The 24,024-nt window shown below is 64.9% G+C and carries 23 protein-coding genes and 2 tRNA genes; 12 read left to right on the forward strand and 13 right to left on the reverse strand.

Annotation, left to right across the window (positions count from 1 at the left end; genetic code table 11):
* The first annotated feature begins 389 nt into the window (after positions 1-389).
* From ACLM42_RS09610 to recA, 6 genes are all read left to right on the forward strand, one after another.
* Entirely contained in the window at positions 390-857 is a 468-nt protein-coding gene (locus tag ACLM42_RS09610; protein ID WP_247911832.1) for an NAD(P)H-quinone oxidoreductase subunit N, read from the forward strand.
* A complete protein-coding gene (locus ACLM42_RS09615; protein WP_415398928.1) occupies positions 854-1,870 on the forward strand; it encodes an LdpA C-terminal domain-containing domain in 1,017 nt (338 codons plus the stop codon). The genes ACLM42_RS09610 and ACLM42_RS09615 overlap by 4 nt, the downstream gene beginning before the upstream one ends.
* Before the next feature lie 16 nt (positions 1,871-1,886).
* A complete protein-coding gene (locus ACLM42_RS09620; RefSeq protein WP_415398929.1) occupies positions 1,887-3,569 on the forward strand; it encodes an AAA family ATPase in 1,683 nt (560 codons plus the stop codon).
* A 109-nt stretch (positions 3,570-3,678) separates the two neighbouring features.
* Positions 3,679-3,750: transfer RNA gene (locus tag ACLM42_RS09625), tRNA-Gln, on the forward strand.
* Positions 3,751-3,789: 39 nt separating this feature from the next.
* Positions 3,790-4,539, forward strand: a complete 750-nt coding sequence (locus tag ACLM42_RS09630) for an HAD family hydrolase (RefSeq protein ID WP_247911835.1) — start codon at positions 3,790-3,792, stop codon at positions 4,537-4,539.
* 151 nt (positions 4,540-4,690) lie between these two features.
* A complete protein-coding gene (recA, locus tag ACLM42_RS09635; RefSeq protein ID WP_247911836.1) occupies positions 4,691-5,803 on the forward strand; it encodes a recombinase RecA in 1,113 nt (370 codons plus the stop codon).
* 78 nt (positions 5,804-5,881) lie between these two features.
* Here the strand turns inward: recA and ACLM42_RS09640 are convergent, their stop codons facing one another.
* From ACLM42_RS09640 to ACLM42_RS09650, 3 genes are all read right to left on the reverse strand, one after another.
* The gene (locus ACLM42_RS09640; protein WP_415398930.1) at positions 5,882-6,223 is read right to left on the reverse strand and encodes a DUF1815 family protein; all 342 of its coding nucleotides are present in this window, start codon (positions 6,221-6,223) and stop codon (positions 5,882-5,884) included.
* Between the two features lie 80 nt (positions 6,224-6,303).
* Positions 6,304-6,546, reverse strand: a complete 243-nt coding sequence (locus ACLM42_RS09645) for a DUF2839 domain-containing protein (protein WP_247911838.1) — start codon at positions 6,544-6,546, stop codon at positions 6,304-6,306.
* Between the two features lie 45 nt (positions 6,547-6,591).
* Positions 6,592-8,028, reverse strand: coding sequence for a helicase (locus ACLM42_RS09650; protein ID WP_415398931.1), 1,437 nt, complete (start codon positions 8,026-8,028; stop codon positions 6,592-6,594).
* A gap of 41 nt (positions 8,029-8,069) precedes the next feature.
* Between ACLM42_RS09650 and ACLM42_RS09655 the strand changes: the two genes are divergently transcribed.
* Positions 8,070-8,930 carry a prephenate/arogenate dehydrogenase gene (locus ACLM42_RS09655; RefSeq protein WP_415398932.1) on the forward strand — a complete coding sequence of 287 codons (861 nt, stop codon included), beginning with the start codon at positions 8,070-8,072 and terminating at the stop codon, positions 8,928-8,930.
* Here ACLM42_RS09655 and crtD read toward each other — a convergent pair.
* Positions 8,927-10,429, reverse strand: coding sequence for a C-3',4' desaturase CrtD (gene crtD, locus ACLM42_RS09660; RefSeq protein WP_415398933.1), 1,503 nt, complete (start codon positions 10,427-10,429; stop codon positions 8,927-8,929). The genes ACLM42_RS09655 and crtD overlap by 4 nt on opposite strands.
* Between crtD and ACLM42_RS09665 the strand changes: the two genes are divergently transcribed.
* Entirely contained in the window at positions 10,422-11,372 is a 951-nt protein-coding gene (locus tag ACLM42_RS09665) for a fructosamine kinase family protein (protein ID WP_415398934.1), read from the forward strand. The two genes, crtD and ACLM42_RS09665, sit on opposite strands and share 8 nt — an antisense overlap.
* Positions 11,373-11,398: 26 nt before the next feature.
* On the opposite strand, the gene ACLM42_RS09670 is transcribed toward ACLM42_RS09665, so the two are convergent.
* Positions 11,399-11,764: a CAAD domain-containing protein gene (locus ACLM42_RS09670; RefSeq protein WP_010314878.1), complete on the reverse strand. Its 366-nt coding sequence runs from the start codon at positions 11,762-11,764 to the stop codon at positions 11,399-11,401.
* Between the two features lie 42 nt (positions 11,765-11,806).
* Between ACLM42_RS09670 and ACLM42_RS09675 the strand changes: the two genes are divergently transcribed.
* A complete protein-coding gene (locus ACLM42_RS09675; protein ID WP_415398935.1) occupies positions 11,807-12,283 on the forward strand; it encodes a M67 family metallopeptidase in 477 nt (158 codons plus the stop codon).
* Positions 12,284-12,308: 25 nt separating this feature from the next.
* Entirely contained in the window at positions 12,309-13,481 is a 1,173-nt protein-coding gene (moeB, locus tag ACLM42_RS09680) for a molybdopterin-synthase adenylyltransferase MoeB (RefSeq protein ID WP_415398936.1), read from the forward strand.
* Positions 13,482-13,530: 49 nt separating this feature from the next.
* Here the strand turns inward: moeB and ACLM42_RS09685 are convergent, their stop codons facing one another.
* Positions 13,531-14,730: a cob(I)yrinic acid a,c-diamide adenosyltransferase gene (locus ACLM42_RS09685; RefSeq protein ID WP_247911845.1), complete on the reverse strand. Its 1,200-nt coding sequence runs from the start codon at positions 14,728-14,730 to the stop codon at positions 13,531-13,533.
* A 17-nt stretch (positions 14,731-14,747) separates the two neighbouring features.
* Between ACLM42_RS09685 and larE the strand changes: the two genes are divergently transcribed.
* Complete coding sequence (gene larE, locus ACLM42_RS09690; protein ID WP_415398937.1) at positions 14,748-15,626, forward strand: ATP-dependent sacrificial sulfur transferase LarE; 879 nt, start codon at positions 14,748-14,750, stop codon at positions 15,624-15,626.
* On the opposite strand, the gene ACLM42_RS09695 is transcribed toward larE, so the two are convergent.
* From ACLM42_RS09695 to recF, 3 genes are read right to left on the reverse strand one after another with little or no spacing between them, the layout of a single operon-like run.
* Positions 15,616-15,939: a Rho termination factor N-terminal domain-containing protein gene (locus ACLM42_RS09695; protein ID WP_247911846.1), complete on the reverse strand. Its 324-nt coding sequence runs from the start codon at positions 15,937-15,939 to the stop codon at positions 15,616-15,618. The genes larE and ACLM42_RS09695 overlap by 11 nt on opposite strands.
* 57 nt (positions 15,940-15,996) lie before the next feature.
* Positions 15,997-16,473 carry an adenosylmethionine decarboxylase gene (gene speD / locus ACLM42_RS09700; RefSeq protein WP_415398938.1) on the reverse strand — a complete coding sequence of 159 codons (477 nt, stop codon included), beginning with the start codon at positions 16,471-16,473 and terminating at the stop codon, positions 15,997-15,999.
* A gap of 26 nt (positions 16,474-16,499) precedes the next feature.
* Positions 16,500-17,588 carry a DNA replication/repair protein RecF gene (recF, locus tag ACLM42_RS09705; protein ID WP_415400163.1) on the reverse strand — a complete coding sequence of 363 codons (1,089 nt, stop codon included), beginning with the start codon at positions 17,586-17,588 and terminating at the stop codon, positions 16,500-16,502.
* Between the two features lie 119 nt (positions 17,589-17,707).
* Between recF and ACLM42_RS09710 the strand changes: the two genes are divergently transcribed.
* A tRNA-Arg gene (locus ACLM42_RS09710) sits at positions 17,708-17,781 on the forward strand.
* A 57-nt stretch (positions 17,782-17,838) separates the two neighbouring features.
* Here the strand turns inward: ACLM42_RS09710 and ACLM42_RS09715 are convergent.
* From ACLM42_RS09715 to ACLM42_RS09730, 4 genes are read right to left on the reverse strand one after another with little or no spacing between them, the layout of a single operon-like run.
* The gene (locus tag ACLM42_RS09715) at positions 17,839-18,306 is read right to left on the reverse strand and encodes an N-acetyltransferase (RefSeq protein WP_247911848.1); all 468 of its coding nucleotides are present in this window, start codon (positions 18,304-18,306) and stop codon (positions 17,839-17,841) included.
* Between the two features lie 12 nt (positions 18,307-18,318).
* The gene (gene ppc / locus ACLM42_RS09720) at positions 18,319-21,345 is read right to left on the reverse strand and encodes a phosphoenolpyruvate carboxylase (RefSeq protein ID WP_415398939.1); all 3,027 of its coding nucleotides are present in this window, start codon (positions 21,343-21,345) and stop codon (positions 18,319-18,321) included.
* Positions 21,342-22,499 carry a glutamate--cysteine ligase gene (gshA, locus tag ACLM42_RS09725; RefSeq protein ID WP_415398940.1) on the reverse strand — a complete coding sequence of 386 codons (1,158 nt, stop codon included), beginning with the start codon at positions 22,497-22,499 and terminating at the stop codon, positions 21,342-21,344. Before gshA ends, ppc begins: the two co-directional genes overlap by 4 nt.
* On the reverse strand, positions 22,496-24,016 hold the full coding sequence (locus ACLM42_RS09730; RefSeq protein ID WP_415398941.1) for an anthranilate synthase component I family protein: 1,521 nt from the start codon (positions 24,014-24,016) through the stop codon (positions 22,496-22,498). Before ACLM42_RS09730 ends, gshA begins: the two co-directional genes overlap by 4 nt.
* Between the last annotated feature and the right edge of the window lie 8 nt (positions 24,017-24,024).

Here is a 24,024-nt window from a genome sequence, read left to right on the forward strand (position 1 = left end):
GGAGGGAGATACGCCAGCTGGACCACCACTCGCGGGGAGCGGCGTTACTGAATCGAGTGACGCAAGAAACCGATGGAGCTGAAATTTCCGGTGGAGCCGGAACTGCAGAGAACCAATGCGGCGGAGCTAGCGACTCGAATCAGTGGGGGCTGGGACTTGCTCAGAAGAAGGAGCCAGAGGCAGCTTCAAGGTTGAGCAGTATCCCGGCGACTCAGAAGAGCCACACGGGCCCGGGAAGGCCGCCACCACTGGCGACCTTGTGCATTGCCCTGGAGGCCCGGCTAGCGGACGGGCACAGTTGCAATTGCACAAGCGAACACCATACCTGAGCGCCTATCCCCCCTCCCCTGCGATCAGCTGCCAGACTTCCTGCAGCGCTGATCCGCCCCATGCCCCTGCTGCTCACCGGCCGCGGTTTCCGCCAAGAGCTGGAGCGGGCGGGCGTCCTTGCGCTCTACGCCCCATTGGAAGGTGGTGCCGAAACCCGACTGCTCCGCCGGATGCGGGCCGCCGGCTATCGCGCTCAGATCACCTCGGCCCGTGGTCTGGGAGACCCGGAAGCCTTCCTCTTCCAGTCCCACGGCGTCCGTCCGCCCCACCTGGGACACCAAAGCGTTGGACGGGGCGCGGCCGTTGGCGAGGTGCAGATGGCCACCCCACAGTTGGGTCACCTGTTTGAGGGCAACGCCCCGGTGCTGCTCTGGCTCCTGGAGGGCCAGGTCCTCTCCACCGGTGAGCTCGAAGCGCTGATCAACCTGACCGAGCGCGAACCCAGGCTGAAGATCGTGGTGGAGATGGGCGGTGCCCGCGCCCTCCGCTGGCAGCCCTTGAGCTCCGTTCTGACCGCAGCCGCTTGACCCCAGACGCGGCCCTTCAGAGAGGCCGCTGGGTCAAATTGATCTGTGGTGCCGGCAACCAGGACCTTGCGGCCATCGAGGACCTCTGCGCGCTCTACACCGCAGCGGGAATCCACTGCATCGACATTGCCGCCGACACCGGTGTCGCTGATGCCGCAAAACGTGGGATCGACTGGGCCCTCGCCCGGGGAGCCCAGCGCCCCTGGCTGATGGTCAGCCTCAGTGATGGGGCAGACCCCCACTTCCGCAAAGCCAGCTTTCAACCCAGCCGCTGTCCAAGCGATTGCCCGAGGCCTTGCCAAAAAGTCTGTCCGGCATTGGCCATTGGGGATCACGGCGGGATCCTCACTGAACGCTGCTACGGCTGTGGCCGCTGCCTTCCGGCCTGCCCTCTCGGGCTCATCGAGGAAGACCAACAGTGGCTGAGCTCCGAACAGGTGCCCGCCCTGCTTCAGACCATTGCCCCCGATGCCGTTGAGCTGCACACCCAAGGGGGGCGGCAAACGGCCTTCGAAGCCCGCCTGAGCCAGCTCAAAACCAGCGGTATTCCCCTCCAACGGGTGGCCGTCAGCTGCGGGCTCGAGCGGGGCGCCGGCAGCCAGCAGGTCCCAGCACTTAGCCCACCGGAACTCGCCGCCGAACTCTGGCTTCGCTTTGGCGCCCTTCGCCGGGCGGGCTACCGACCGATCTGGCAGCTCGATGGCCGGCCCATGAGCGGCGATGTCGGAGCGGGAACGGCTCGCTCCGCCGTGAAATTGCTGGAGGCGATCACCCCCTGGGCACCGCCAGGCCCGCTGCAACTGGCCGGAGGCACCAACGCCAAAACCATTGAACTGGTGGGCTCCAACTCCAAGGTCGCCGGGGTGGCCTTTGGCGGGATGGCCCGCAGCCTGCTTCAACCCTGGCTGCAGGACGCGGAGAAGCGCAGTCAGCCCCTCAGGCAGATCCCTGAGCTCGAAGCGGTCGCCAGCAGCAGCGTGAAGGCTTTAATCCAACCCTGGCTCGAGCGCTAATCGCTAGAACGCCCCCATGGCTTCAGCACCGATCAGCCCGCAACGGATCACCGACGACCTCGATCGGCTGCTCGAGGTTCTCCCCGAGGCCGTACGAGAGGCTCTGGCCCCAACCGAGGCCCGCGACCAACTGCTCGAGGTCGTGCTGGATCTCGGCCGGGTCCCAGAGGCCCGATACCCAGGCCGCGCCGTGCCGCTCGGGGAGGCCCCGATGGAGCGCAGCGACCTGGCCGCCGTTGTCGCACAACTCGGATCCTTTGGAGGCGACAACCGGGCTGGAATCGAGCGAACCCTGCACCGCATCAGCGCCATTCGCAACCGCACAGGCGACGTCGTTGGGCTGACCTGCCGGGTCGGGCGAGCGGTCTTCGGAACCGTGGCCATGGTCCGCGACCTGATGGATTCCGGTCAGTCCCTGCTGCTCATGGGGCGCCCCGGCGTCGGCAAGACGACCGCACTGCGCGAGATCGCCCGTGTTCTGGCCGATGAGCTGGACAAACGGGTCGTGGTGATCGACACCAGCAACGAAATCGCCGGTGATGGGGACATTCCTCACCCCGCCATCGGCCGGGCTCGCCGAATGCAGGTCACCCGGCCGGAGCTGCAGCACCAAGTGATGATCGAGGCGGTGGAAAACCACATGCCCGAGGTCATCGTCATCGATGAGATCGGAACTGAGCTGGAAGCCCAGGCGGCTCGAACCATTGCTGAACGTGGCGTGATGTTGGTGGCGACCGCCCACGGCAACGAGCTGGCCAATCTGGTCAAGAACCCCACCCTCAGCGACCTGGTGGGAGGGATCGAATCGGTCACCCTTGGCGATGAGGAGGCTCGCCGGCGCCGAACCCAAAAGACGGTCCTGGAGAGAGCCGCAGAACCGACCTTCCCCCTGGCGGTGGAAATGCACAGCCGCGACCGCTGGCTGGTGCATCGCGATGTCGCCCGCACAGTGGATCTGCTGCTGCGCGGTCAGCTGCCGCGTCCCCAGGTCCGGCAGCTCGACGCCAAGGGGCAGTTGCTGCTCAGCGAACCACTGGCGCCCAGCGTTAGCCCCAGGCCGGCGCCGCTGCAGCGCGCGCAGGAATCTCCAGGGGCCACAGCCCAGCCGCCCCTGGCCCTGCGTCCCCTCCCTGACCCGGAAGCACCCGCCAAAACCGAACCAGCAGTCCAGGGACAAACCCAGCCCCAACCGCTGCCCCTGCATCTGTTCAACGCAGGACTGAGCGAACCCTTGATTGAGCAGGCCATCCGCAGCCGGCGCCTCCCCGTGCAGCTGGTGGAGGAGGTGGAGGAAGCCGACGTGGTTCTCGCGGCCCGGCAACAGCTGGGCCACCGCCCTGAACTGCGCAGGCGCGCACAGGATGCCGGCCTGCCGATCCTTGTGATCAAGGCCGACACGTTGTCCCAAATTCAGCGCGGGCTCGAGAGGCTGCTGCACCGCCGCGAGGATCGTCCTGAAGACACCGCAGCCACGGGAAGGTCCAAAGGGGCCAGCCCCAGGAACGATGCCCTCGAAGCCCTCGAGGAATGCCGCCTGGCCGTTGAACAGGTCGTCCTCCCCCAAGGCCAGCCGGTGGAATTGCTGCCCCGAACAGAGGCCATCCGGAGGATGCAAGCGGAACTGGCGGCCCGCTACCAACTGACTTCAGCGGAGTTCGGCAGCGGCAGCCAGCAGCGCCTCAGGCTCTTCCCGCGCTGAGCCAGAGGGCCGAGATGGCCCAGCGAGATTGACGAAGGTCGACCCGTTGTGGGTAACTATCTGAGTGCTGATGACACCGCCAGTTCCTGGGGGTTCACACGCAGCGCGTTGGGCCGTCGCCAAGTGGTAAGGCAGCGGGTTTTGGTCCCGCCATTCCTAGGTTCGAATCCTAGCGGCCCAGTTTTTAAAGAGCCAAGCCACTGCAAGGGTTTGGAGTGTCATGAGCCTCCAACCGCTGCTGGTTTTTGATTTCGATGGCGTCCTTGTGGACGGAATGAGGGAGTACTGGTGGAGCGCCCGCCGGGCCGCGCTTTTTCTCTCACCCCAGTGCCAGCTTCCCGAGCTTGCGCCAGAGGCCTTCAGCGCGCTGCGGCCGCTGATCCATAAGGGCTGGGAAATGGTTCTGGTGGCCCTCGAGCTCTCCAGGAGTGACCTCGATGTTGCCCACTACCTCAGCGACTACGACGACCACACGCAAAGCGCCCTCAACCGCTGGGGCTTCCCAGCGGAGCAGCTCCAAAGCGCCCTCGAGAACCTGCGCAGCGACGCCATCCAACAGGACACCCCTGCCTGGCGGGCCTTACACAGCCCCTATCCAGGCGTCCCTGAACGACTGCGCGCCCTCGAAGCCGAAGGCAGCCCCTGGCTGGTTCTCACCACCAAAGGCGGAGAGTTCGCGCGAGAACTGCTGACGGGCTACGGCCTCCAACCCCAGGCGGTCTATGGACATGAGCAAGGAACCAAGCCCGAGGTTCTGCTCCGCCTGAGGGAGCAAGGACGTCCCCTGTGGTTCGTCGAGGACCGGCGGGTCACCCTTGAAACGGTTCGCAGCACACCCGGACTGGAGGCGGTGCGCTGCTTTCTGGTCTCCTGGGGCTACCTGGGCCCCCTCGACCGGGAACGGCTTCCGGACGGGATCACACTGCTGGAACCCGAAGGCTTTGCCGAGCCCTTGGCGCACTGGCCCTGAGCCGCTAGGGTACGCCTGTACTACAAGTCAGGTTTCGCTCCGGTGAAACACCTGGCGCCTGGGGTGGCACTTCTTTCATTGAGGTCGCCCAGGATGGCTCCACCGAACTGGCCCACCAGCTGCGCGGCCGCTCCTACAACCCTTTCGCGATATGCCTGCCGACGACAAGAGCACCAGCGCCTCCAGCCCTGAGCGGGACAAGGCCCTTGGCCTGGTTCTGAACCAAATCGAGCGCAACTTTGGCAAGGGCTCGATCATGCGCCTGGGGGATGCCTCGCGCATGCGGATCGAGACCACCCCCACCGGCGCCCTGACCCTCGACCTCGCCCTGGGTGGTGGCTACCCGAAAGGACGGGTTGTGGAGGTCTACGGCCCTGAGAGCTCAGGCAAAACCACCCTCACCCTGCACGCCATTGCCGAAGTGCAGCGCCGCGGAGGCGTGGCCGCCTTCGTCGACGCCGAGCACGCCCTGGACCCGGTCTATGCCGCGGCCCTCGGAGTGGATATCGAGAACCTGCTGGTCTCCCAACCGGACACCGGTGAGATGGCCCTGGAGATCGTCGACCAACTGGTGCGCTCCGCCGCCGTTGACATCGTTGTGGTGGACTCGGTGGCCGCCCTCACCCCACGCTCTGAAATCGAGGGCGAGATGGGGGACCTCGCCGTTGGCAGCCAGGCCCGACTGATGAGCCAGGCGATGCGCAAGATCACCGGCAACATCGGCAAGTCCGGCTGCACCGTGATCTTCCTGAACCAGCTGCGCCAGAAAATTGGCGTGACCTACGGCAACCCCGAAACCACGACCGGTGGCAATGCCCTGAAGTTCTATGCCTCGGTGCGCCTTGACATCCGTCGCATCCAGACCCTGAAGCGCGGCACCGAAGAATTCGGCATCCGCGCCAAGGTGAAGGTGGCCAAAAACAAGGTGGCGCCCCCCTTCCGGATTGCGGAATTCGACATCCTCTTTGGCCGCGGGATCAGCACCGTGGGCTGCCTACTGGACCTCGCCGAAGAGCACGGCGTTGTTGTGCGCAAAGGTGCTTGGTACAGCTACGAGGGCGACAACATCGGCCAAGGGCGTGACAACACCATCACCTGGCTCGAGCAAAACAACACCGAGAAAGACGCCATCGAAGTGAAGGTGCGCCAAAAACTCAGTGAAACCACCGATTCGCTGAAGCCCGTTGCCACTGCGGCCGCCAAGCTGGCCGCCTCAGGAAGTGCCAGCAGCAGCAAAGAGCAGGCACTGCCAGCCGCCAGCTGAACACCAGCAGGCACAAAGAAAGCCCCCGGGTGGACCACCCGGGGGCTTCTTGCTGAGGACGGTTGAAAAACCGCCGAATCAGGAGACCTGAGCTTCAACCGCAGCTGGCTGAACAAGCGCGCGAAGGTTGGCGCTCAGGCGTTCGAGCTCTTGGATAGCTTCGGCACCCTCAAGCTTGACCAGCTCATGGCCGTTGCGGGACTCCACCCAGCTGATCCCGAAGTCCGACACCAGAAAACGCACCATGTGTTGATCGCCCAGGCTGGCGACAAAGGATGCACCCTGGCCATCAAGGCCATCACCGCAGACATAACAAGTGGCGGCGATGCCCTGGCGTTGAAGCCCTTCAGCAAGAGCACGAAGGCTCATCACCAAGTCTTCAACAACCGATCGGTACTGCTCTGCCAGACGAGCGAACATGACCGCCCAAAAGTGAAGATCCAATCGATCCTAATCTTTTCTTCAGATTTGAGGGAGTGAAAGCGTTCGCTCCCTCACAATTAGCCGTCCGCCAGCGTCCACCAGCCCAGGGCGGGGCCCAGAAAGCGCACGGTCAACCAAAACAACACCAACGCACCAATGCCAATCCAGGCACCGCGGGTGGTGACTGAGACGAACTGCTCACCTTGACGCTGGGTTAAGGGCAGCCAAGGGGCAATACGGGGCGAGGTGTCCTTGGCCTTCGGGGTCTTCTTCTCACGGGGGGGCAAACCCTGTTCCGAGCGACGCTTGGCCTCTCCCATTCCTGCTGTGCTGCGCGACGGAGCCAGGCTACGGGCAGTCCGCCACTAGGAGTTGGGGAGCAGACGATTCAGAGCGACCCAGGGCTCCAGCGCATCGAGCACCTGCCGCCCCCACCCCCGCCGCTTCAAACGCCCATCCAGAACAGCCAGACGCCCACCATTGCGGCGCAGACCAGCGATCGAGCGCTGCAAACGGCCGAGGGCGTCCGGCAGCAGCAGTTCCCTGAACCAATCGCGGCCCTGCAGCCGCAGCGCCGCGACCCGCGCCGCCGTCAGCGGGTCTTCCAGGCTGGAAATCGGCAGGGTGGCAGCCACCAACTGACAGGGCAAGGGCAACCGCTGTTGATGCTCCAGCCACCAGCTCCAACTGCAACAGATCACACCATTGGCCTCTGGGGCGGTGAGCTCATGGCCCACCCGACTGCCGAACTCAGCCGCTAAGGCACTGGTCAGACCGAGCCTCAGGCCCTCGTCATCGAGTAACACCACGGTCAGGCCGGCCTGCCCTAAGACCAACCGGCGGCACTGATCCAGCAGGTGACTGGGGTAGTGGGGGGCATTGGGCAGCGCCTGCCCCTGCGGAGCGAACAGGGGCAAAGGATCCAACAGTGGCGGATCGGCAAGGCTGACCTCCACCTGGGGCTCAAAGCCAAGCCCTGAAGGAGCAGGCTGCGGCCAGGGACCAACCACCACTAGACCGCGGCCGCTGAAGAGCCCCGGCATCACCGTGCAGGGATCCAGTGGTTGGCGATGCAGGGTCCACTGCAACAGCGTTGGATTGACTGAGGCCCAACTGGTCCAACTCTCACCGGCGGTCTCAAGCCATTGGGGCCAGGGGTCGGGAAGGGGGGCCAGGATCCCCAGCAACTGCCGCAAGGGCGCCTCATCCTCAGGAGTGATGGGTACCCGCTGATGGGGACCGCAAGGACGGGCCAGCACCCGGCGGCTCAGCCGTTCGTGCAGTTGCAAGAGGCTGGCCGCCGCTGCCGGGAGGCTGCGGCGCAACTGCTCCCAGTGCCCGGTTTCAATCACCACGTCCAAGGCTTGCCGCAGCAGCGGTTGCAGCAGCTCCCCCTCCGGCACCACCAGCTGACGATCCTCCAGTTGACCGCTGCGCCAAGCCGCCACCAGGGCGTCGTGCTGCAGCAACCAGAGGGGCGCCGAATCAGGCGCCGTGGACCCTTCCCAACAGGGCAGGTTCAAGCCGACAGCCTGCAGTCGGGGCAACTCGACCGTCAGCAGGCGCTGCCGCAGGCCGGGGCTTACCACCAGGACCACGGGGTTGTTATGCAGAGCCAAGGGGACCAGCAGGCCCAGTAACCAGCTGGGATCACTGCCCGGAGCCAGACGCACCAGGGTCTGATCCGAGCGGCGCAGGCTGCGGGCCACCAGCCGACTCAAGGTGAGGTGGTGGGGCCAGCGGGTTTCCCCCTCCTGACGAAGGAGCGCCTTGAGCTGTTGGTGGGCCTTGGCTTCCAACATCCGCGAATCGTAGGAAGCTGGGGCGAGACATCTGTTCAGCGATGGCAACCCACTGGCGAGAGCGACCCATCGGGATCGTGGGCCTGGGGTTGATCGGAGGATCACTAGGCCTGGATCTACAAGCCCAGGGGCTCGAGGTCCGGGCCTTGGTGCATCGCCAAAGCACCGCTGAGCGCGCCCGGGAACGCGGGCTGGCCCAGCAGATCGACACCAGCCCGGCCGTGCTCCAGGACTGCGCCCTGGTGATCCTGGCCTTACCGCTCGACCGCCTTTTGGATCCCGACCCCGCCCTGGTGGCGGCTCTGCCGGCGGACGCGGTCATTACGGATGTGGGATCGGTCAAACAGCCCATCCAGGAGTGCTGGGACAGACTTCACGGGCGTTTCGTGCCAAGCCATCCAATGGCGGGCACAGCCCACTCAGGCGTCGAAGCCGGTCTCACCGGGCTCTTCCAAGGGCGCCCCTGGGTCGCCACCCCAACAGCGCAGACCGATCCAGCCGCCCTGACGGCCATCCGAGAGCTCGCTGAAACCGCAGGAGCCCACTGGCTGGAATGCCCAGCCGCGGCCCATGACCAGGCCGTCGCCCTGATCTCTCACATGCCCGTCTTGGTCAGTGCCGCCCTGCTGCAGAGCGCCGATCAGGGGGGACGCGCGGCCCAGGCCGGCAACCTCGTGCGGGCCCTGGCCTCGAGTGGCTTTGCCGACACCAGCCGCATCGGCGGCGGCAATCCCGAATTGGGCACCTTGATGGCCCGTACCAACCGCGCCGCGGTCCTGGCGGCCCTGGAGCAGTACCAACGGCAACTGCAGCAGCTGCAGGCCCTGGTGGATGGGGAGGAGTGGGAGACCCTGAAGCAGCAGCTGACCCACTGCCAAACCCTGCGGCCTGAATTTCTCTAGGCCTTGAGATCCAAAGAGCGCCCCTGGCTCTGCAGCAGCTGCCGGCAAGCCATCAAGGCCGAGAGGCTCACCCCTGCAGTGCCCTCACCGGGATAGATCGCATCCCCACAAAGCCACAGTCCGCTCAGGGGACTGCGGCTGGCCAGACCGAAGGGGCCAAAACGACTGGGGTGCTGCCCCAAGCCACCGACAAAGCCAAAGGGGCGGCCAGTCCAGCCGGCAAAGCCCCGCGGTGTGGCCAGCTCAGCGTGGCGATAGTCCTCGGGCTTCAGGCCGAAGAAAGCCTCAAGCGCCGCCTGAATTCCCGCCATCGCCTGCTGCTTCTGGCGCTGATACTCCGGCTCAGGCAAGCCAAACCAGGGCTTGGCGGGAGTGAAGACGCTGGCGATCAAGGTCGCCTGGCCCGCCGGGGCCCGTCCATCGCCCTCGGCGCTGAAGGAGAGAAAGACACTGCCAGGGTCCTGCCAATCCAGCTGGGCATGCAGACCAAGATCTGGCGGCAGCCGATCGCGATCCACCGCGGCATAAAGCACCAAGGCCCCAGAGGGATCCGGGAAGCTGGCAATGCGCCGGCCGTAGGCCGCAGGCAGGGCCTCCCCCAACAACTGGGGGAGCACTTGGGGCGGCAGCGTGCACACCACATCGGCCGCCTCGAGTGCAAAGGGCTTCTGACCAGGCCCCTCGCCGCGAAGCTGCCAGCCGCTGGCACCAGGGCGCAGCTGGCTGACGTGGTGGCGTAAGCGCAGGCTCCCCCCGTTGGCCTCAAGCACCTGCTCAAGCGCCAAGCAGAGCTGCTGCATCGAACCGTGGAGATGCCAAAGCCCCAGCGGGTCCTGGGCCATCGCCAACACCGTTGCCCCGTAGAGGGCCGCCGTGCGATCAGCCGGCTCTTGGGAATAGAGGCGCAGCTGGAGATCGAGGAAGCGGCGCAGGCGCGCATCCCCCCCGCAACCGCTGAGGACCAACAGGTCCGCCACCGTGGCGGTCGTGAAAAGTCCGCTGGCCAAGGTGCCGGCCCCCACAGCCCCCAGCAGCTGGCGCAGATCCCAGAGGGTCCGAGGCGGCAGCACCGGATCTTTGGCCGCGAAGGCCCAATTGCTGCTGTGCAGCAAGGCGCAGAGGGACCAAAAGCGTTCGCTTCCAGGGAACTGGCGTTGGCGCTCCAGACGCCAACGCTCAGGATCCCGCCAGAGCCGAACCGGGTCTTCAGCGGCGCTGAGCTGGACGCTGCAGCCGGGATTCAGGGGTGTGGCCTTGGGGAGCGGAACCCCGAAATGGGCCATCAGGCGCTGATGGATGCCCCCCGGCTCAAAGCCCGCCACCTGGGTCGCGCCCACATCAAAGACATAGGGACCGCGGCGAAAGGTGCCTGCACAGCCGCCCGTCTGACTGTGGGCTTCCAGCAACTCCACCTGGAGGCCCTCGGCAGCCAGCAGAGCGGCGGCGGTCAGGCCCGCGATGCCCCCCCCGACCACTGCGACATCACAGGATTTGCCCATCGCGGCATGCTGGCAGCGCCCCTACCTCCACCGCGTCGTGCCCAGCCCGCAGGCCTTCTCCGACTGGATCGAGGCCACAACGGGAGTGGGACTACTGGAGCGCTCGCCGGTGGGTGGTGGCTGCATCCACAGCGCCTGGTGTCTGACCCTGGCCGATGGGCGAGAGCTCTTCGCCAAAACCAACCGGGCCGCGCTGCTGCCAGTACTGGACGCCGAGGCCCAGGGCCTGGAGGCCCTAAGCAGCGCCATCAAGCAGGGTGAGTCAGGGCTCTTGGCTCCGCAACCCTGCGGCCTGGGCCTGGCCGGAACGGAGGCCGTTCTGCTGCTGAATTGGCTGCAACTTGGTCATCCGGCCGATCAAACCGGTGCCTGGGGGGCCCTGGGTGCGGGCCTGGCCCGGATGCACCGCGGCAGCCTGCAGGGCCATGACGGACGCTTCGGCTGGGAGCGCGATAACTTCATCGGCTCTGGTCCCCAGACCAACCGCTGGGGGGAGAGCTGGGGACGCTTTTTTGCCGAAGAGCGGCTGGGAGCCCAGCTGCGCTGGGCGGCAGCCTCGGGCAAGACGCTCCATGGAGCAGAGGAGCTGCTGGAGCGGGTCCCGCTCTGGCTGGAGGAGCACCACGCTGAGCCGGCCCTGGTCCACGGCGACCTCTGGAGCGGCAATGCCGCCCTGCTCCAGGACGGTCGGGGCAGCATCTTTGACCCCGCCGTCTACCGCGGAGACCGGGAGGTGGATCTAGCTATGGCCCGGCTTTTCGGCGGATTCCCCCGCAGCTTCTTCGCGGGCTACGAACAAGAATGGCCCCTAGAGAAGGGCCACCAGCAGCGGGTCGAGCTCTACAACCTGTATCACCTGCTCAACCACGCCAATCTCTTTGGCGGTGGCTATTGGCAGCAAAGTGCCGCCAGCATCACCGCGCTGCTGCGCGAGTGGCACTGACGGCAGCGATTGGTCAGCTGCTGAATTCAGCCGAGGTATTCCTTGCGAAGACCCTGCACCTTGTTGATCACGGCAGTGCGCTTGTCACTGGTGGTCAGGTTCTTCCAGCTCCACTGACCGACCACCACCAGACCCAGCAGTTCCAGCAGACCAGGAACAACCGGCAGAAGGTTGATGGTGTCGAGAACGCCCTTGATCAGCACCTGGGCAACGATGACGATCACCAGAACGCCGACACCCTTACCGATGCGGCCCATCTGGTTCCAGTCCACCTTGTCGAGGGTCTCGTTGACCTTGCTCAGGACCTCGGTGTAGCGCTCGGTGAAGTTGGCGCCGGCCTCTTCTGCAGCGGGGGTGGCCGATTCCTTCAGATCGTTGCTGTCGTCGGTCATCAGGATGGGCTTGGATTAAAAACCTCGACACAAGGTATCCGGGTGACTGCCCAAGCGCCAGACCAGTTGCGCGTCGATGGTCATTGCCTGATCGTTTTGGAGCGCACCCTGCAAGCGGCCTGCCCCGAGGAGGGATGCGCTCTGTTGCTGGGCCAAACCAATGGCACAACCTTGGAGCTGCATCGGGTTTGGCCCTGTTGCAACAGCTGGGAGCCCGCCCAGGAACGGGATCACCGCTTCAAGCTCGACCCAAGGGAGCAGCTGCTGGCGCAACGCTGGGCGAGGGAGAAAGGACTGCAGGTGATCGGTGCCGCCCATAGCCACCCCACCAGTCCCGCCATCCCGTCGGCCACGGACCTGGAGCTTTGTTTCGGACCCACGTTGATGCTCATTCTCTCGGGCCTGGAGCAGAACCCTTGGCGGGCCTGGTGGATCTCAGGGGAGGAGGGTCCGAGCGAACCACGCGAATTGCCTTTATGGCAGGGGCTGGCCGCAGGGGACCAGCGTTTGGGAAAGTAGTGAGCTGGAAAGCGATCGGCACTCCATGCTTCCCCTTGACACCACCGGCATCGAGCTGAGCCCCGATGAGGTGGCCCGTTTTGCGCGCCACCTGATCCTGCCGGAAGTGGGCATGGAGGGCCAAAAGCGGCTCAAAGCCTCTTCTGTCCTCTGCGTTGGCACCGGCGGCCTGGGCTCACCACTCCTTCTGTATCTGGCCGCAGCCGGCGTTGGCCGCATCGGCATCGTCGACTTCGACGTCGTGGATCACTCCAACCTGCAGCGCCAGGTGATCCATGGCACCAGCTGGGTGGGCAAGCCCAAGATCGAATCGGCCAAAGCGCGGATTCTCGAGATCAACCCCCACTGCCAGGTGGATCTCTATGAGACGGCCCTCAGCAGCGAGAACGCCCTGGACATCGTTCGCCCCTACGACATCGTCTGCGACGGGACCGACAACTTCCCCACCCGCTACCTGGTGAACGACGCCTGTGTGCTGCTGGGCAAGCCCAATGTCTACGGCTCGATCTTCCGCTTTGAAGGCCAGGCCACGGTGTTCAACCTGGATAGCGAGAGCCCCAATTACCGCGACCTCTTCCCCGAGCCCCCGCCGCCGGGCATGGTCCCCTCCTGCGCTGAAGGGGGCGTGGTGGGCGTTCTGCCCGGAATCATCGGCGTGATTCAAGCCACCGAAGCGGTGAAGATCATCACTGGCATTGGCACCACCCTCAGCGGCCGGCTGCTGCTCTTTGATGCCCTCGGCATGAAGTTCCGGGAGCTCAAGCTGCGTCCCACCCCGGAGCGGCCGGTGATCGAAAAGCTGATCGACTACCAGGAGTTCTGTGGTGTGGGCGGCACCGCCCCTGGCCAAGAGGAAGCCGGCTCCGTCGAGAGCATCAGCGTCAGCGAGCTCAAGACCCTGCTCGATGGGGACACCTCCTCGATGGTGCTGATCGACGTTCGCAATCCCCCCGAAGCCGAGATTGCCGTCATTCCTGGCGCCCAGCTCATTCCCCTCGATCAAATCGAAAACGGAACCGCGATTGATCGCATTAAGGAGCTCGCCAGAGGCAAGCAGCTCTATGCCCACTGCAAGCTGGGCGGCCGCAGTGCCAAGGCCCTGATCGCACTGAAGCGCCATGGCGTCGAGGGCATCAACGTGGCCGGCGGCATCGATGCCTGGAGCCAAGAGGTGGACAGCTCGGTCCCCCGCTACTAACCACAGGACCTGAGCCCGGGTTACCCCGGGCTTTTTTCATGGCCCGCGATCAGTAATCGACGCCGCGCTTGAGGTCCACGCCCCGCTCGGCGTAGTGCTTGTGGCAGACCATCTCGGAGTGGACGCTCGCCAAATCGAAGTAGGCCGGTGGGTGCTTGCAGCGCCCGGTCAGGATCACCTCGGTTTCAGCCGGCTTGCGCAGCAGGGTCTGCACGATCGGCTCGACCGGAATCAACTCGAGATCAACGGTGGGATTGATCTCATCGAGGATCACCGTTTTGTAGAGGCCGCTGGAAATCGCCGCGCGGGCGATTTCCCAAGCCCGCTCCGCTTCGACGTAATCAATCGGCTGCTGCTGGCCGCGCCAGACGATGGCATCACGGCCGGAGCGCAGGTGATCCACCAGATGGGGGTAGCTCTCGCGCAGGGCCGCAATGGCCGCGTCCTCGGTGTAGCCGTTACCGCCCTTGAGCCACTGCAGGATTAAGACCCGATGGCTCTTGTCTTGGGAGATGCCGCGGCCAATGGCCTGCAGCGCCTTGCCCAGGGCACTGGTGGATTTGCCTTTGCCTTCGCCGGTGTAGACCTCGACCCCCTCCAGGCCGGCCAACACGGGCTCACCGGTTTGCTCCTCGAGCTCCGGGGTGTCGGGGCGGCGGTGGGCGCGCATCTCCGAATGGAGATCAGCGATCTGCACCAGGGGACGCGGGGCGCCGCGACCGGTGACGATCACCTCCATGCCCGCGGGCTTGGCTGAGAGGGTGCGGACCACCTCTTCGGTGTCCAGCAGACCGAGGTCCAGCACGGGGTTGAGCTCATCGAGCACCACCACCGAATAGAGCTCGCTGGCGATCGCCCCCTTGGCGATGGTCCAGCCCCGCTGAGCCTCCTGGAGATCGACGCGGGTGACCTCATCCACGCCAAAGAATTCCCCGCGGCCGGTGCGGACCTGATCGATCAGGTGAGGGAAACCCTGCTGCAGGGCTTCGATTGCCGCGTCTTCGTCATAGGAGCGGCCGGGCCCCTTCAAAAAGCGGAGCAACAAAACCCGTGTTTGCTTCTGCTCGCAGATGCCCAGGCCGATGGTGCGCAGGACCACGCCCAGGGCCGCCTGACTTTTGCCCTTCCCTTCGCCGTCGTAGACGTGCACTTGGCCGCGGCTGCGCTCGCTTCCATCGGCGGCGGTCCGGATCCCAATGCCGCGCCCGGTGCTGCGGGTGGAGCTGGCAGAGGTTGCCTGCGGAGCCATCGACGCGCCTCTTACCGTTGGATCCTAACGAGAGTGATTTGAAGCCAGGGCACCCCATCGTTGAACGACTGGAGCCTTCCTTAGCGGAGGCCCTGGAGGCTCTGCGGCAGCGAATCGGATCGCTCCCAGCGGCCATCGTGGCCTACTCCGGCGGAGTCGACAGCGCCTTGGTGGCCGCCATCGCAGCTGAACAACTGGGGGATCGCGCCCTGGCGGTCACCGGCATCTCACCGGCCCTCGCTCCCCATCTACGCGCAGAAGCGCAGCAGCAGGCGACCTGGATGGGCATCCAGCAGCAGGAGCTCCCCACCGCTGAACTCAGCGATCCCGCCTACAGCAGCAACCCCGACAACCGCTGCTACGCCTGCAAGCGCGAACTCCACAGCGTGATTGCTGATTTGGTGGGGCAACTCAGCGAACCCTGGCGCTCCTCCACCGTCCTCGATGGCGTCAACCGCGATGACCTCGGCGACCATCGCCCTGGCATCGAAGCGGCCCGCGAACGGGGGGTCTGCTCGCCGCTGGCCGAACTTCAGATCGACAAGGCGGGGGTGCGTGCCCTCTCGCGTGCGCTGGGCTTTCCCTGGTGGGACAAGCCAGCCCAGCCCTGCCTGGCCTCGCGCTTCCCCTACGGCGAAGGCATCAACGCCGAGCGGCTCCAGCGGGTGGGCGCCGCCGAAGCCTGGCTACGGGAGCGGGGATTTCAGGAGCTGCGGGTGCGCAGCCAAGGGGAAACCGCCCGCATCGAAGTGCCCCCTTCAGCCCTGCAACGCCTGGTGGCAGAACCCACCCGCAGCGCCGTCGTCGAGGCCCTACTGGCCCTGGGGTTTAGCGCCGTCAGCCTGGATCTCGAGGGCTTGGTCAGCGGAAAGCTCAATCGGGCCCTCAAGCGCTGAGCAACTGATCAATCAGATCCGCCTTGCGCAGGCGACTGACGCCGGAGAGCCCGCGGGCGCGGGCGAGCTGCTGCAGCTGCACCACCGTTTGCCCCTCCAACTCTCCACGGGGAGACGGGGGGCGATGGGCCCTTAACGGCTCTTCCGGAGCCGCGATGGCTTGATCCGCTGCAGCGGGGACCCGGGAGGCCAGAGCCAACAGCGCCAGGCTGCCGCCGGTCAGTAGGGCCGCCTCAACCGCAAAGGTGATCTCCTGCATGGGGGAGAGATCGAGATTGGCGGCATTACAACCAATCACCCCCGGGCGCGCCACCAATGCGTAGGCCCAAAAAAGCCCTCCACTACGGGAGGGCTCAGCGTCCAGTCGCGATCAGGCCGCCACGAGATCGGGTTCCCGTTCGGCATCAGCCACAGCTACGGGGGTTTCGCGGCGGAAGCTCTTGAGCTTGTAGTTACCAGCGTTGAGCTCTTCGCTCAGCACAATGCAGGCCCGCTCCGGCATGGTGTGATCACCACAGGTGAACACATCCACGGCGGCGTAGCCCGATTCAGGCCACGTATGGATCGAGATATGGGATTCGGCCAGAAGGGCCAGCCCCGTCACACCCTGAGGTTGGAAGTGGTGGGTGATCAGATTGAGCAGGGTCGCGCCAGCACGCTTCGCAGCGATGGTGAGGGCGTTCCTGATGAAAGCTTCGTCGTCGAGCTTGTCAGCGTCGCAGTTGTACAGCTCGAGAATGCAGTGTTTACCCACCATGTCGGTGGCACTGGGTGCTTGGGGGCTAGCGGAGAACGTCTCAGCTCCAGTCCATCCCGGGTTGGGGTGGAGACAGGCTGCTTGGCTCATCTACGTGAGGCAAAGAGTTCAAGACTTTACTGGCCAGGGAGCACCGCTCCTGCCTCAACCGTGACCACCTGAGAACCCTGGTGCCATCCGCCGTTGAAGGCACCCAGGTGGGTTGCGCTCACGAGGCACTGATGGCCCTCGCCGACCGCCTCCAGCAGCAGCTGTTGCCGTCCGGGATCCAGCTCCGCCAGGACGTCATCGAGCAGCAGCAACGGGGGCTCGCCCCAGAGTTGATGCACCAGCTCGAGCTCAGCCATCTTCAAGGCCAGCACCAAGGTGCGCTGCTGTCCCGCTGATCCATAGCGTCTGGCGGGCTGGCCCCCAAGTTCCATCGCCACCTCATCGCGATGGGGACCGACGCTGCACTGGCCCAGTCGCAGCTCCTGGGGACGCTGCTGAAGCAACTGCTCAGCCAAGGCGTCCCGCCAGGGCGCCTCCGCCTCCTCCCCCTCGAGCTGACTGCCGGGGCGATACCGCAACCCCAAGAGCTCACGGCCATCGCTGAGGCGGTGCTGCCAGCTCTGGGCCAGGGGCTCCAAACGCCGCAGGGCCCGCAGCCGCCGGCGGTGTAACCGCGTTCCGATCAAGGCCATCTGCTGATCAAACGCATCCAGCAGCCCATCGAGCTGCGACTGGGGGAACCCTCGACGCAGCAGCTGGGAGCGCTGACGCAGAAGCCGGCCATAGCGGCTGAGCAACTCGGCATAGACCGGCTCCAGCTGCAGCACCACCCGATCGAGCCACTGCCGTCGCAGGGCCGGTTCACCTCGAACCAGCTCCAGGTCCAAGGCGCTGAAGCCCACGCAGCGCAAGGGGCCGATCAACTCGTGCTGACGCTCCAGCACCTTTCCGTTTCGCCGGGCCTGTCGTCCCCCCTGGCGGCGCAGTTCCAACTCCAAGCGATCTCCGCCTGTGCAGTCGGCAGCAATCAAGCCCTGACGCTCCCCCTGGCGAATCAAATCCCGGTCGCTGCTGCAGCGGTGGGAGCGGAGACTCCCGAGCAGCTCCACCGCTTCCAGCAGGTTGGATTTGCCCTCGCCATTGCGACCAATCACCAGCAACCGCGGAGCCTCGAGGGTCAGGCTCAGCTCTCCGTAATTACGGAACTGACGCAGCTCCAGGCGATGCAGCCGAATGGGTTTCTGGGGCCGTCTGACCAGTAAGGTAAGGCGGTGACGGCGGTCTGCTGCCTGCACACGACCCATCTGAGCAACTGAACTTGCTCAGGGCGTATGGGCATGTAGCTCAGTTGGATAGAGCATCAGATTCCGGTTCTGAGGGTCGGGGGTTCGAGTCCCTCCATGCTCGTGAACAGGTCCAGACCAGTCACCGACACCACCCCGCCGCGGCGGGGTTTTTTGTTGCCTAGAGGCGCAGACCCATGGCCCGAATGCCACCGGGGTCCACGACAAATCCGTTTCGCTTCAGCGCGTCGAGGGCCACGCTGGGGGCCGCCACCGAAATGCTGCAACCGGGCAATTCGCGGCGCAGCCGGGCCATCGCAGCATGGACGATCACCAACAACACCTGGGCCTGCGCAGGGTCAACCGGATCGGCTGAGAGATCCCAAAGATTGGCGTTGAGGGCGAGGTCGCTCGTGGCTCGCACAAAACCCACCAACACACCACTGGGATTGCGCACGCTGAACTGCCAGTTGCTGCGGGCCAGGGCTTGCTCCAGCCGCTCGTCCAGCCGCTGGGGGTCCCCGCACTGAACCAGGAGACGGTTCAGCTCCCCCCCGCTTGGGGTCTGCTGCCCATCAAGGATGTAACCCTCGGGCAAAACCGGAGGCTGGGGCTGTGAGCGGAAGGGGATCAAAAGCGAGTCGAGCACCGCAGCCGTGCCTCAACCGGTATTGCGCATGCCTGCGGCAATGCCGTTGATGGTGAGCAAAGCGCCGCGGAGCAACTCACTGCGGCTGTAGGTCCGGCCGTCATCACTGGCCGCCTCTTCACTCATGGGGGGCTGGCGGTTCTGATCCCGCAGACGACGCAGCAGGGCCACCTGCAGGAAGCCGAGCGGAATGATCGTGCGGTTGCGCAGCTCAACCGAGAGCTGCAGGGCTGGGTCACCATCCAGAAGGCGCCCATGGCCGGTGATCCCCAGAACGAGGTCCCGGGTCAAGACGAACTCGCGGGCGATGACCGCAAAGATCTCTTCAAAGGCCTCACGGGATTCCGCGCGACCCAGGGACTGGACGTAGTGGTGGGCCAGATCCAGGTCGACCTTCGAGAGGGTCATCTCCACCTTGGAGATCAGCATCCGGAAGAAGGGCCAACGCTGATAGAGCTGCTGGAACAACTCCATCTGGCCGGGATCCTCGCTGAGCTCATCCTGCAGAGCCGTACCCACCCCGAACCAGCTGGGGAGCAGGAAGCGGCTTTGGGTCCAACCAAACACCCAGGGAATGGCGCGCAGGCTGGAGAGGTCCTTGGCGCCGCTCTTGCGACGGGCAGGACGACTGGAGATCTGCAGCTTGCTGATCTCTTCAATCGGAGTGCACTGCTGGAAGAAGCCCACCAAATCGGGGTTCTCATGGACCAGTGAGCGGTAGTGGCTGCGGGAGCGGGCCGCCAGACGCACCATCAATGCGTTCCAGTCCGGAGTGTCATCGACATGACTGGTCACCAAACTGTTTTGAATCACCGCGGTGGTGACCGTCTCCAGGTTGTAGAGGGCCAACTCCGGCAAGGAGTACTTGGAGGCCAAGACCTCCCCTTGCTCGGTGATCTTGATGCGGCCATTCAGGGTGCCGCTGGGTTGAGCCAAGATCGCCTGGTAGGCCGGACCACCCCCCCGTCCGACGGAACCACCGCGGCCGTGGAACAGGCGCAGGGAGACATCGTGGCGGCTGGCCAGCTGCTGGAGAGCGATCTGGGCCTGGTGGATCTCCCAGTTGCTGGAGAGGAAGCCGGAGTCTTTGTTGCTGTCGGAGTAACCCAACATCAATTCCTGGAGCGGCCGGCCGGTGGGGCTGGAGCTGGCCAGGAGCTGGCGGTAGAAGGGCTCCTTGAAGAGGCGCTCCATGACATCCGGAGCGGCCTTGAGATCCTCCACCGTTTCAAACAAGGGGATCACCAGCAGATCGGAACGCTGGGCCATCGGATCCACCAGGCCAGCCTCCTTGGCCAGCAGCAACACCTCCAGAAGATCGGAGACCGTGTGACTCATCGAGATCACGTAGGTGCGGCAGATCCGTGACCCGAACTCCTGCTGGAGGCGCTGTACGACACGCAGCACGTCGAAGGTTTCCGCCGTCGAGGCACTCCACTTCACAGCCGCAGGGATCAGAGGCCGGCGGGTCTGAAGCTCTGCCATCAGCCAGCTGATGCGCTGCTCCTCATCCATCTCCCCGTAGGACGTTGGCATCTGCAGATAACGGGTCAGCTCATCAAGGGCATCGCTATGGCGGGTGCTCTCCTGGCGGATGTCCAGGCTCGCCAGGCAGAACGCAAAGGTGTGCACCTGGGCAATCAGGTTGTCGAGCGGCTCACAACTCAGTCCGGTGCCTTGGAGGCTCTCGTTGATCAGTTCCAGATCGGTGCGGAACTCATCGACCGTCCCGTAGTGCAACTCCGGTGCCGGGGGAGCGGGCATGGCGCCCTGGTGGCCAAAGTCGGGCTGGGCCGGCCTCGGTTCATGGGGTGCATCCCAACCAGCAGCAGCCTGCTGCTGGTTGCGGGACAAGGTGAGCCGCAACCGCTCAATGACGTAGCTGAGCTTCAAGCGATAGGGCTCAAGCCGGTAGCGGGCGGCCCGCTCTTCGTAGACCTCCGGGAAGCGGAGTCGGTCCATCTCGAGGGATTCGAGCAGGGGCGCACTGACCTGGCTCCACTGCATCGAAATGCTCAGTTGATCGCGGAGGTCTTCCACCGCGGCCAGGTAGCGATCGAGCATCAACTGGCGCTGGTACGAAGCCGTCCTCCAGGTGATGTCAGGGGTGACCGAGGGGTTGCCATCGCGGTCCGATCCGACCCAGGAGCCGAAGGTGCAGAAGGCATCGCTCGGAGGTAGCACGTCGGGATAGTTAGAGCCCAAGGCCGTGCGAATCCGCTGGCGCAGCTGAGGCATCGCCTCAAACAGCACCTGCTGGAAGTAGTGCAGGGCGTAATCGACCTCATCGAGGACCGACGGCTTGAACTGGTGCAGTTCGTCGGTACGCCACCAGAGGCGGATTTCTTCCTCGAGTTGCTGGCGCAGGTTGTCGCGCTCCTCGGGATGCAACAGCTGACTCTTCTGAAGCTGCTGGATCAGGGAGGCCACCCGGCGTTGCTTGTGGCGGACGGTGTGGCGAACGATTTCCGTGGGGTGCGCGGTAAAGACCAGGCGGATATCGAGCTCCTGCAGCAGCTGCTCAATCTGAGCCGGCGGCACCCCAAGACCGCGCAGACGCGTAAACAGCTCACGGAAGGTCGCGGGCGAGGTCTGGCTCGCCAGGGGCGGAACAAACGGATCGCTCAGCTCCTCGGCGTGGTGGGGCCTCAGGCTGGCGAGATAACTGTCCTCCTCGATGTGCTGCTCGAGGATGTTGACCAGCTGAAAGTAAAGGGAGAAGGAGCGGGCAGCGGCAATCGCCTCCGAGAGATCCATATCCCGGATCAGCTGCACGATCCCCTCTGTCGCTGCTTCAGAAGCCTGATCGGGAGCTCCGCCATCGATGCGGTTGCTCAGCTCTTTCATCCGCAGCAAGCGTTCTGCCTGAGGGGCAGGGCATTCACTGCGCAGCACCGTCTGCCAGAGGTCTTCAACCAACTCCAACCGGTCCCCAAGCAGGCGGGTGACCCGAGGCTCAGCCGCAGGAGCAGAGGCTTCAGTTGCGGCGAGGGTGGGCCCCATAGAGGCGGTTTCGGCAGGGGTGCGATGCATGATCATCCCAAAGCGCCCGTTTCGGGGCTGGTGCTTAGGGCACCAAGACGGGTTTCCAGCTGCTCAAGATCCGCTGCGGCCGAGGCAATCAGCTCCGCCACGGACGCACCCTGGGCATGGGAGTTGAGCCATTGCATCGCCTGATTGCCCTGGGCCAAGACCTGTTGCAGCGGCGTGAGCAGCTCAGCAAGCTGCAGCTCACTGGCGAGGGCCTGCATCCCATCGAGCTCAGCAGCAATCCAATCGCGGGCCACGATCGGCGATCCATCACGCCAGTGGAGCAATTCAGCGTCCAGGCTGCTGCGGGCTGCGGCCTGATCATTGGAATCCGCTAAGGCCGCGAGGGCCTGGGGGTCCAAACCACTCGCCAAGAGCGGGTCGCAGCCTGAGGAGTCCCGCAGGAGCTGGTGAAGACGCAGCTCCACAAAGGCCGTCAGCGCCAGCAGTAACTGGGGATCAGCGACCAGGTCACAGATTCGGATCTCCAAGCGATTGAGGTCGTAGGGGCGTCGCTCGCCGTTGGGGCGCACAGACGTCCAGAGATGACGCACGTTTTGCATCGTGCCCAGCTGCAGCTGCTCCTCCACCCACGCGATGTAGTGGCCGTGGTTCAGGAACAGGGGAACCTGCTCCGGTGTGAGCGGAAATTGCAACCAACGCTGGGAATGGGCACCCGTGACCTGCCCATCGACAAACGGCGAGCAGGCGCTCAAGGCCAGCAGCAACGCCGCTTCACAACGCACCAAGCGACAGGCCGCAAACAGCTGATCGAGATCCGTCAGGCCGAGATTGATGTGCACGCTGGCCGTCACCACCCGAGTGCCATAGGACGACTCGATGTAGGCGTGATAAGGGTTCTCGGGGTCCGAGCGCTCGAAGCGTTGGCTATCCCCCGTGCTCAAGGTGCTGCCTGGCAGCAGGGTGAGCCCGCGCTGGGCCAGCCAAGGGCGCAACCGGCGACGGGGCTCCAGCAGCAACTCCAACTGCGTGGCGTAGCTGGCCTCGGGGGGCGTGATGTATTCGAGGTTTCGGCAGTCGGGCTCAGTGACAAAGCCCTCCAGGGCCGATGCCACTTCAGCGGAGCAACCCACCACCGTGCCGTCCGGGCGGCCGGTGTAGAGCTCGACCTCAAAGCCCTTGAGCAACAGGGGGGAGCTCATGCCAGGCAAGCCAGGGCCTTGAGCATGCCCCGGGCCTTATTCAGGGTCTCCTGGTATTCCGAGGCCGGGACCGAATCAGCCACCAGACCGGCGCCGGCCTGGACCTGCACGCGCCAGCGCCCTTCGCCATCCGGTAAGACCACCATGGTTCGAATCGTGATTGCTGTATTCAAGGCTCCGCTGAGATCCATGGCCCCGTAGACCCCCGAGTAGGGGCCCCGGGCATCGGGCTCTAGGGCATGGATCAGCTGCATCGCCCGGATCTTCGGAGCGCCACTGACGGTGCCCGCGGGGAAAGAGGCCATCAACAGATCCCAAACATCCCGGCCTGGATCCAGCAAACCTTCCACCTCGCTGACGATGTGCATCACGTGGGAGTAGCGCTCAATCACCATCAACTCACTGACGCTGACGCTGCCCGGCACACAGACGCGACCCAGGTCGTTCCGACCAAGATCGACAAGCATCACGTGCTCGGCTCGCTCCTTGGGATCGGCTAACAGATCCTTCTCAAGCGCCAAGTCCTCGGCTTCGTTGCTGCCCCGCGGCCGGGTGCCGGCGATTGGCCGTAGGGAGGCCTTGACCCGGCCGCTGCCATCGGCCATGGGCTCCGCCTTCACCATCACCTCCGGGCTTGAGCCAATCAGGTACCAGCCTCCAAAATTGAAGAAGGCCATATAGGGAGACGGATTCACCATCCGCAGGCTCCTGTAGAGCTCAAACGGGTCCCGCTCGACCGGTGTTTCCAAGCGCTGACTGATCACCAGCTGGAAGACATCCCCAGCGGCGACGTGGTCCTTGGCCGTCAGCACGGCCGCCTCAAATTCATCGCGGCTGCGATTGCTGGTGGTGGGGAGATCCACCGCCGCGTCATCGCGCCAATCCAGGGGTGTCACGCCTGAGGGCAGGGGCTGATGCATGCGCTGCTCCAGCGCATCCAGGCGAGCCACCGCAGCGTCGTAGGCCGCCGTGGCGTCGGGCTCGTCCTGGAGATTGACGTAGGCCACCGCCGTGAGCTGACGCTTGACCTGGTCGAAGGCCAGCAAGCTATCGGCGAGCATCCAACACCCATCGGGCGGCCCCTCTGGATCGGTGGGGTGAATCGGAACGCTGGGTTCGATCCAACGAATGAGTTCGTAGCCCCAAAAACCAAAGAGTTGCCCCAAGGGGGGCAGTCCAGGGACCGCTGGGGCGTCATAGGCCGCCAGGGTGTCCCGCAGAAGATCAAAAGGATTGCCGCTGAGGGCACTGCGGCGCCCATCGCGCCAGCACTGTTCAGCCGCCTCACCGCGCACGCTCAGAGTCCAGAGCGGATCACTGACGACAAAGCTCCAGCGGCCAATCTGCTCACCACCCTCAACCGACTCCAACAGAACGCCGTGCGCACTGCCGGCCCCCACCTTGAGCCAAGTGGTCAGGGGCGTTTCCAGATCCGCCGGCCAGGTGCGCCAAATCGGGATGTAATTGCTGCCCTCCTTGGCCTGGGCCAGAACAGTCGCGCGGTCAGGAGAGGGCATCACTACGA

Source organism: Synechococcus sp. W4D4 (assembly GCF_047716805.1).
Classification (GTDB): Bacteria; Cyanobacteriota; Cyanobacteriia; order PCC-6307; family Cyanobiaceae; genus Vulcanococcus.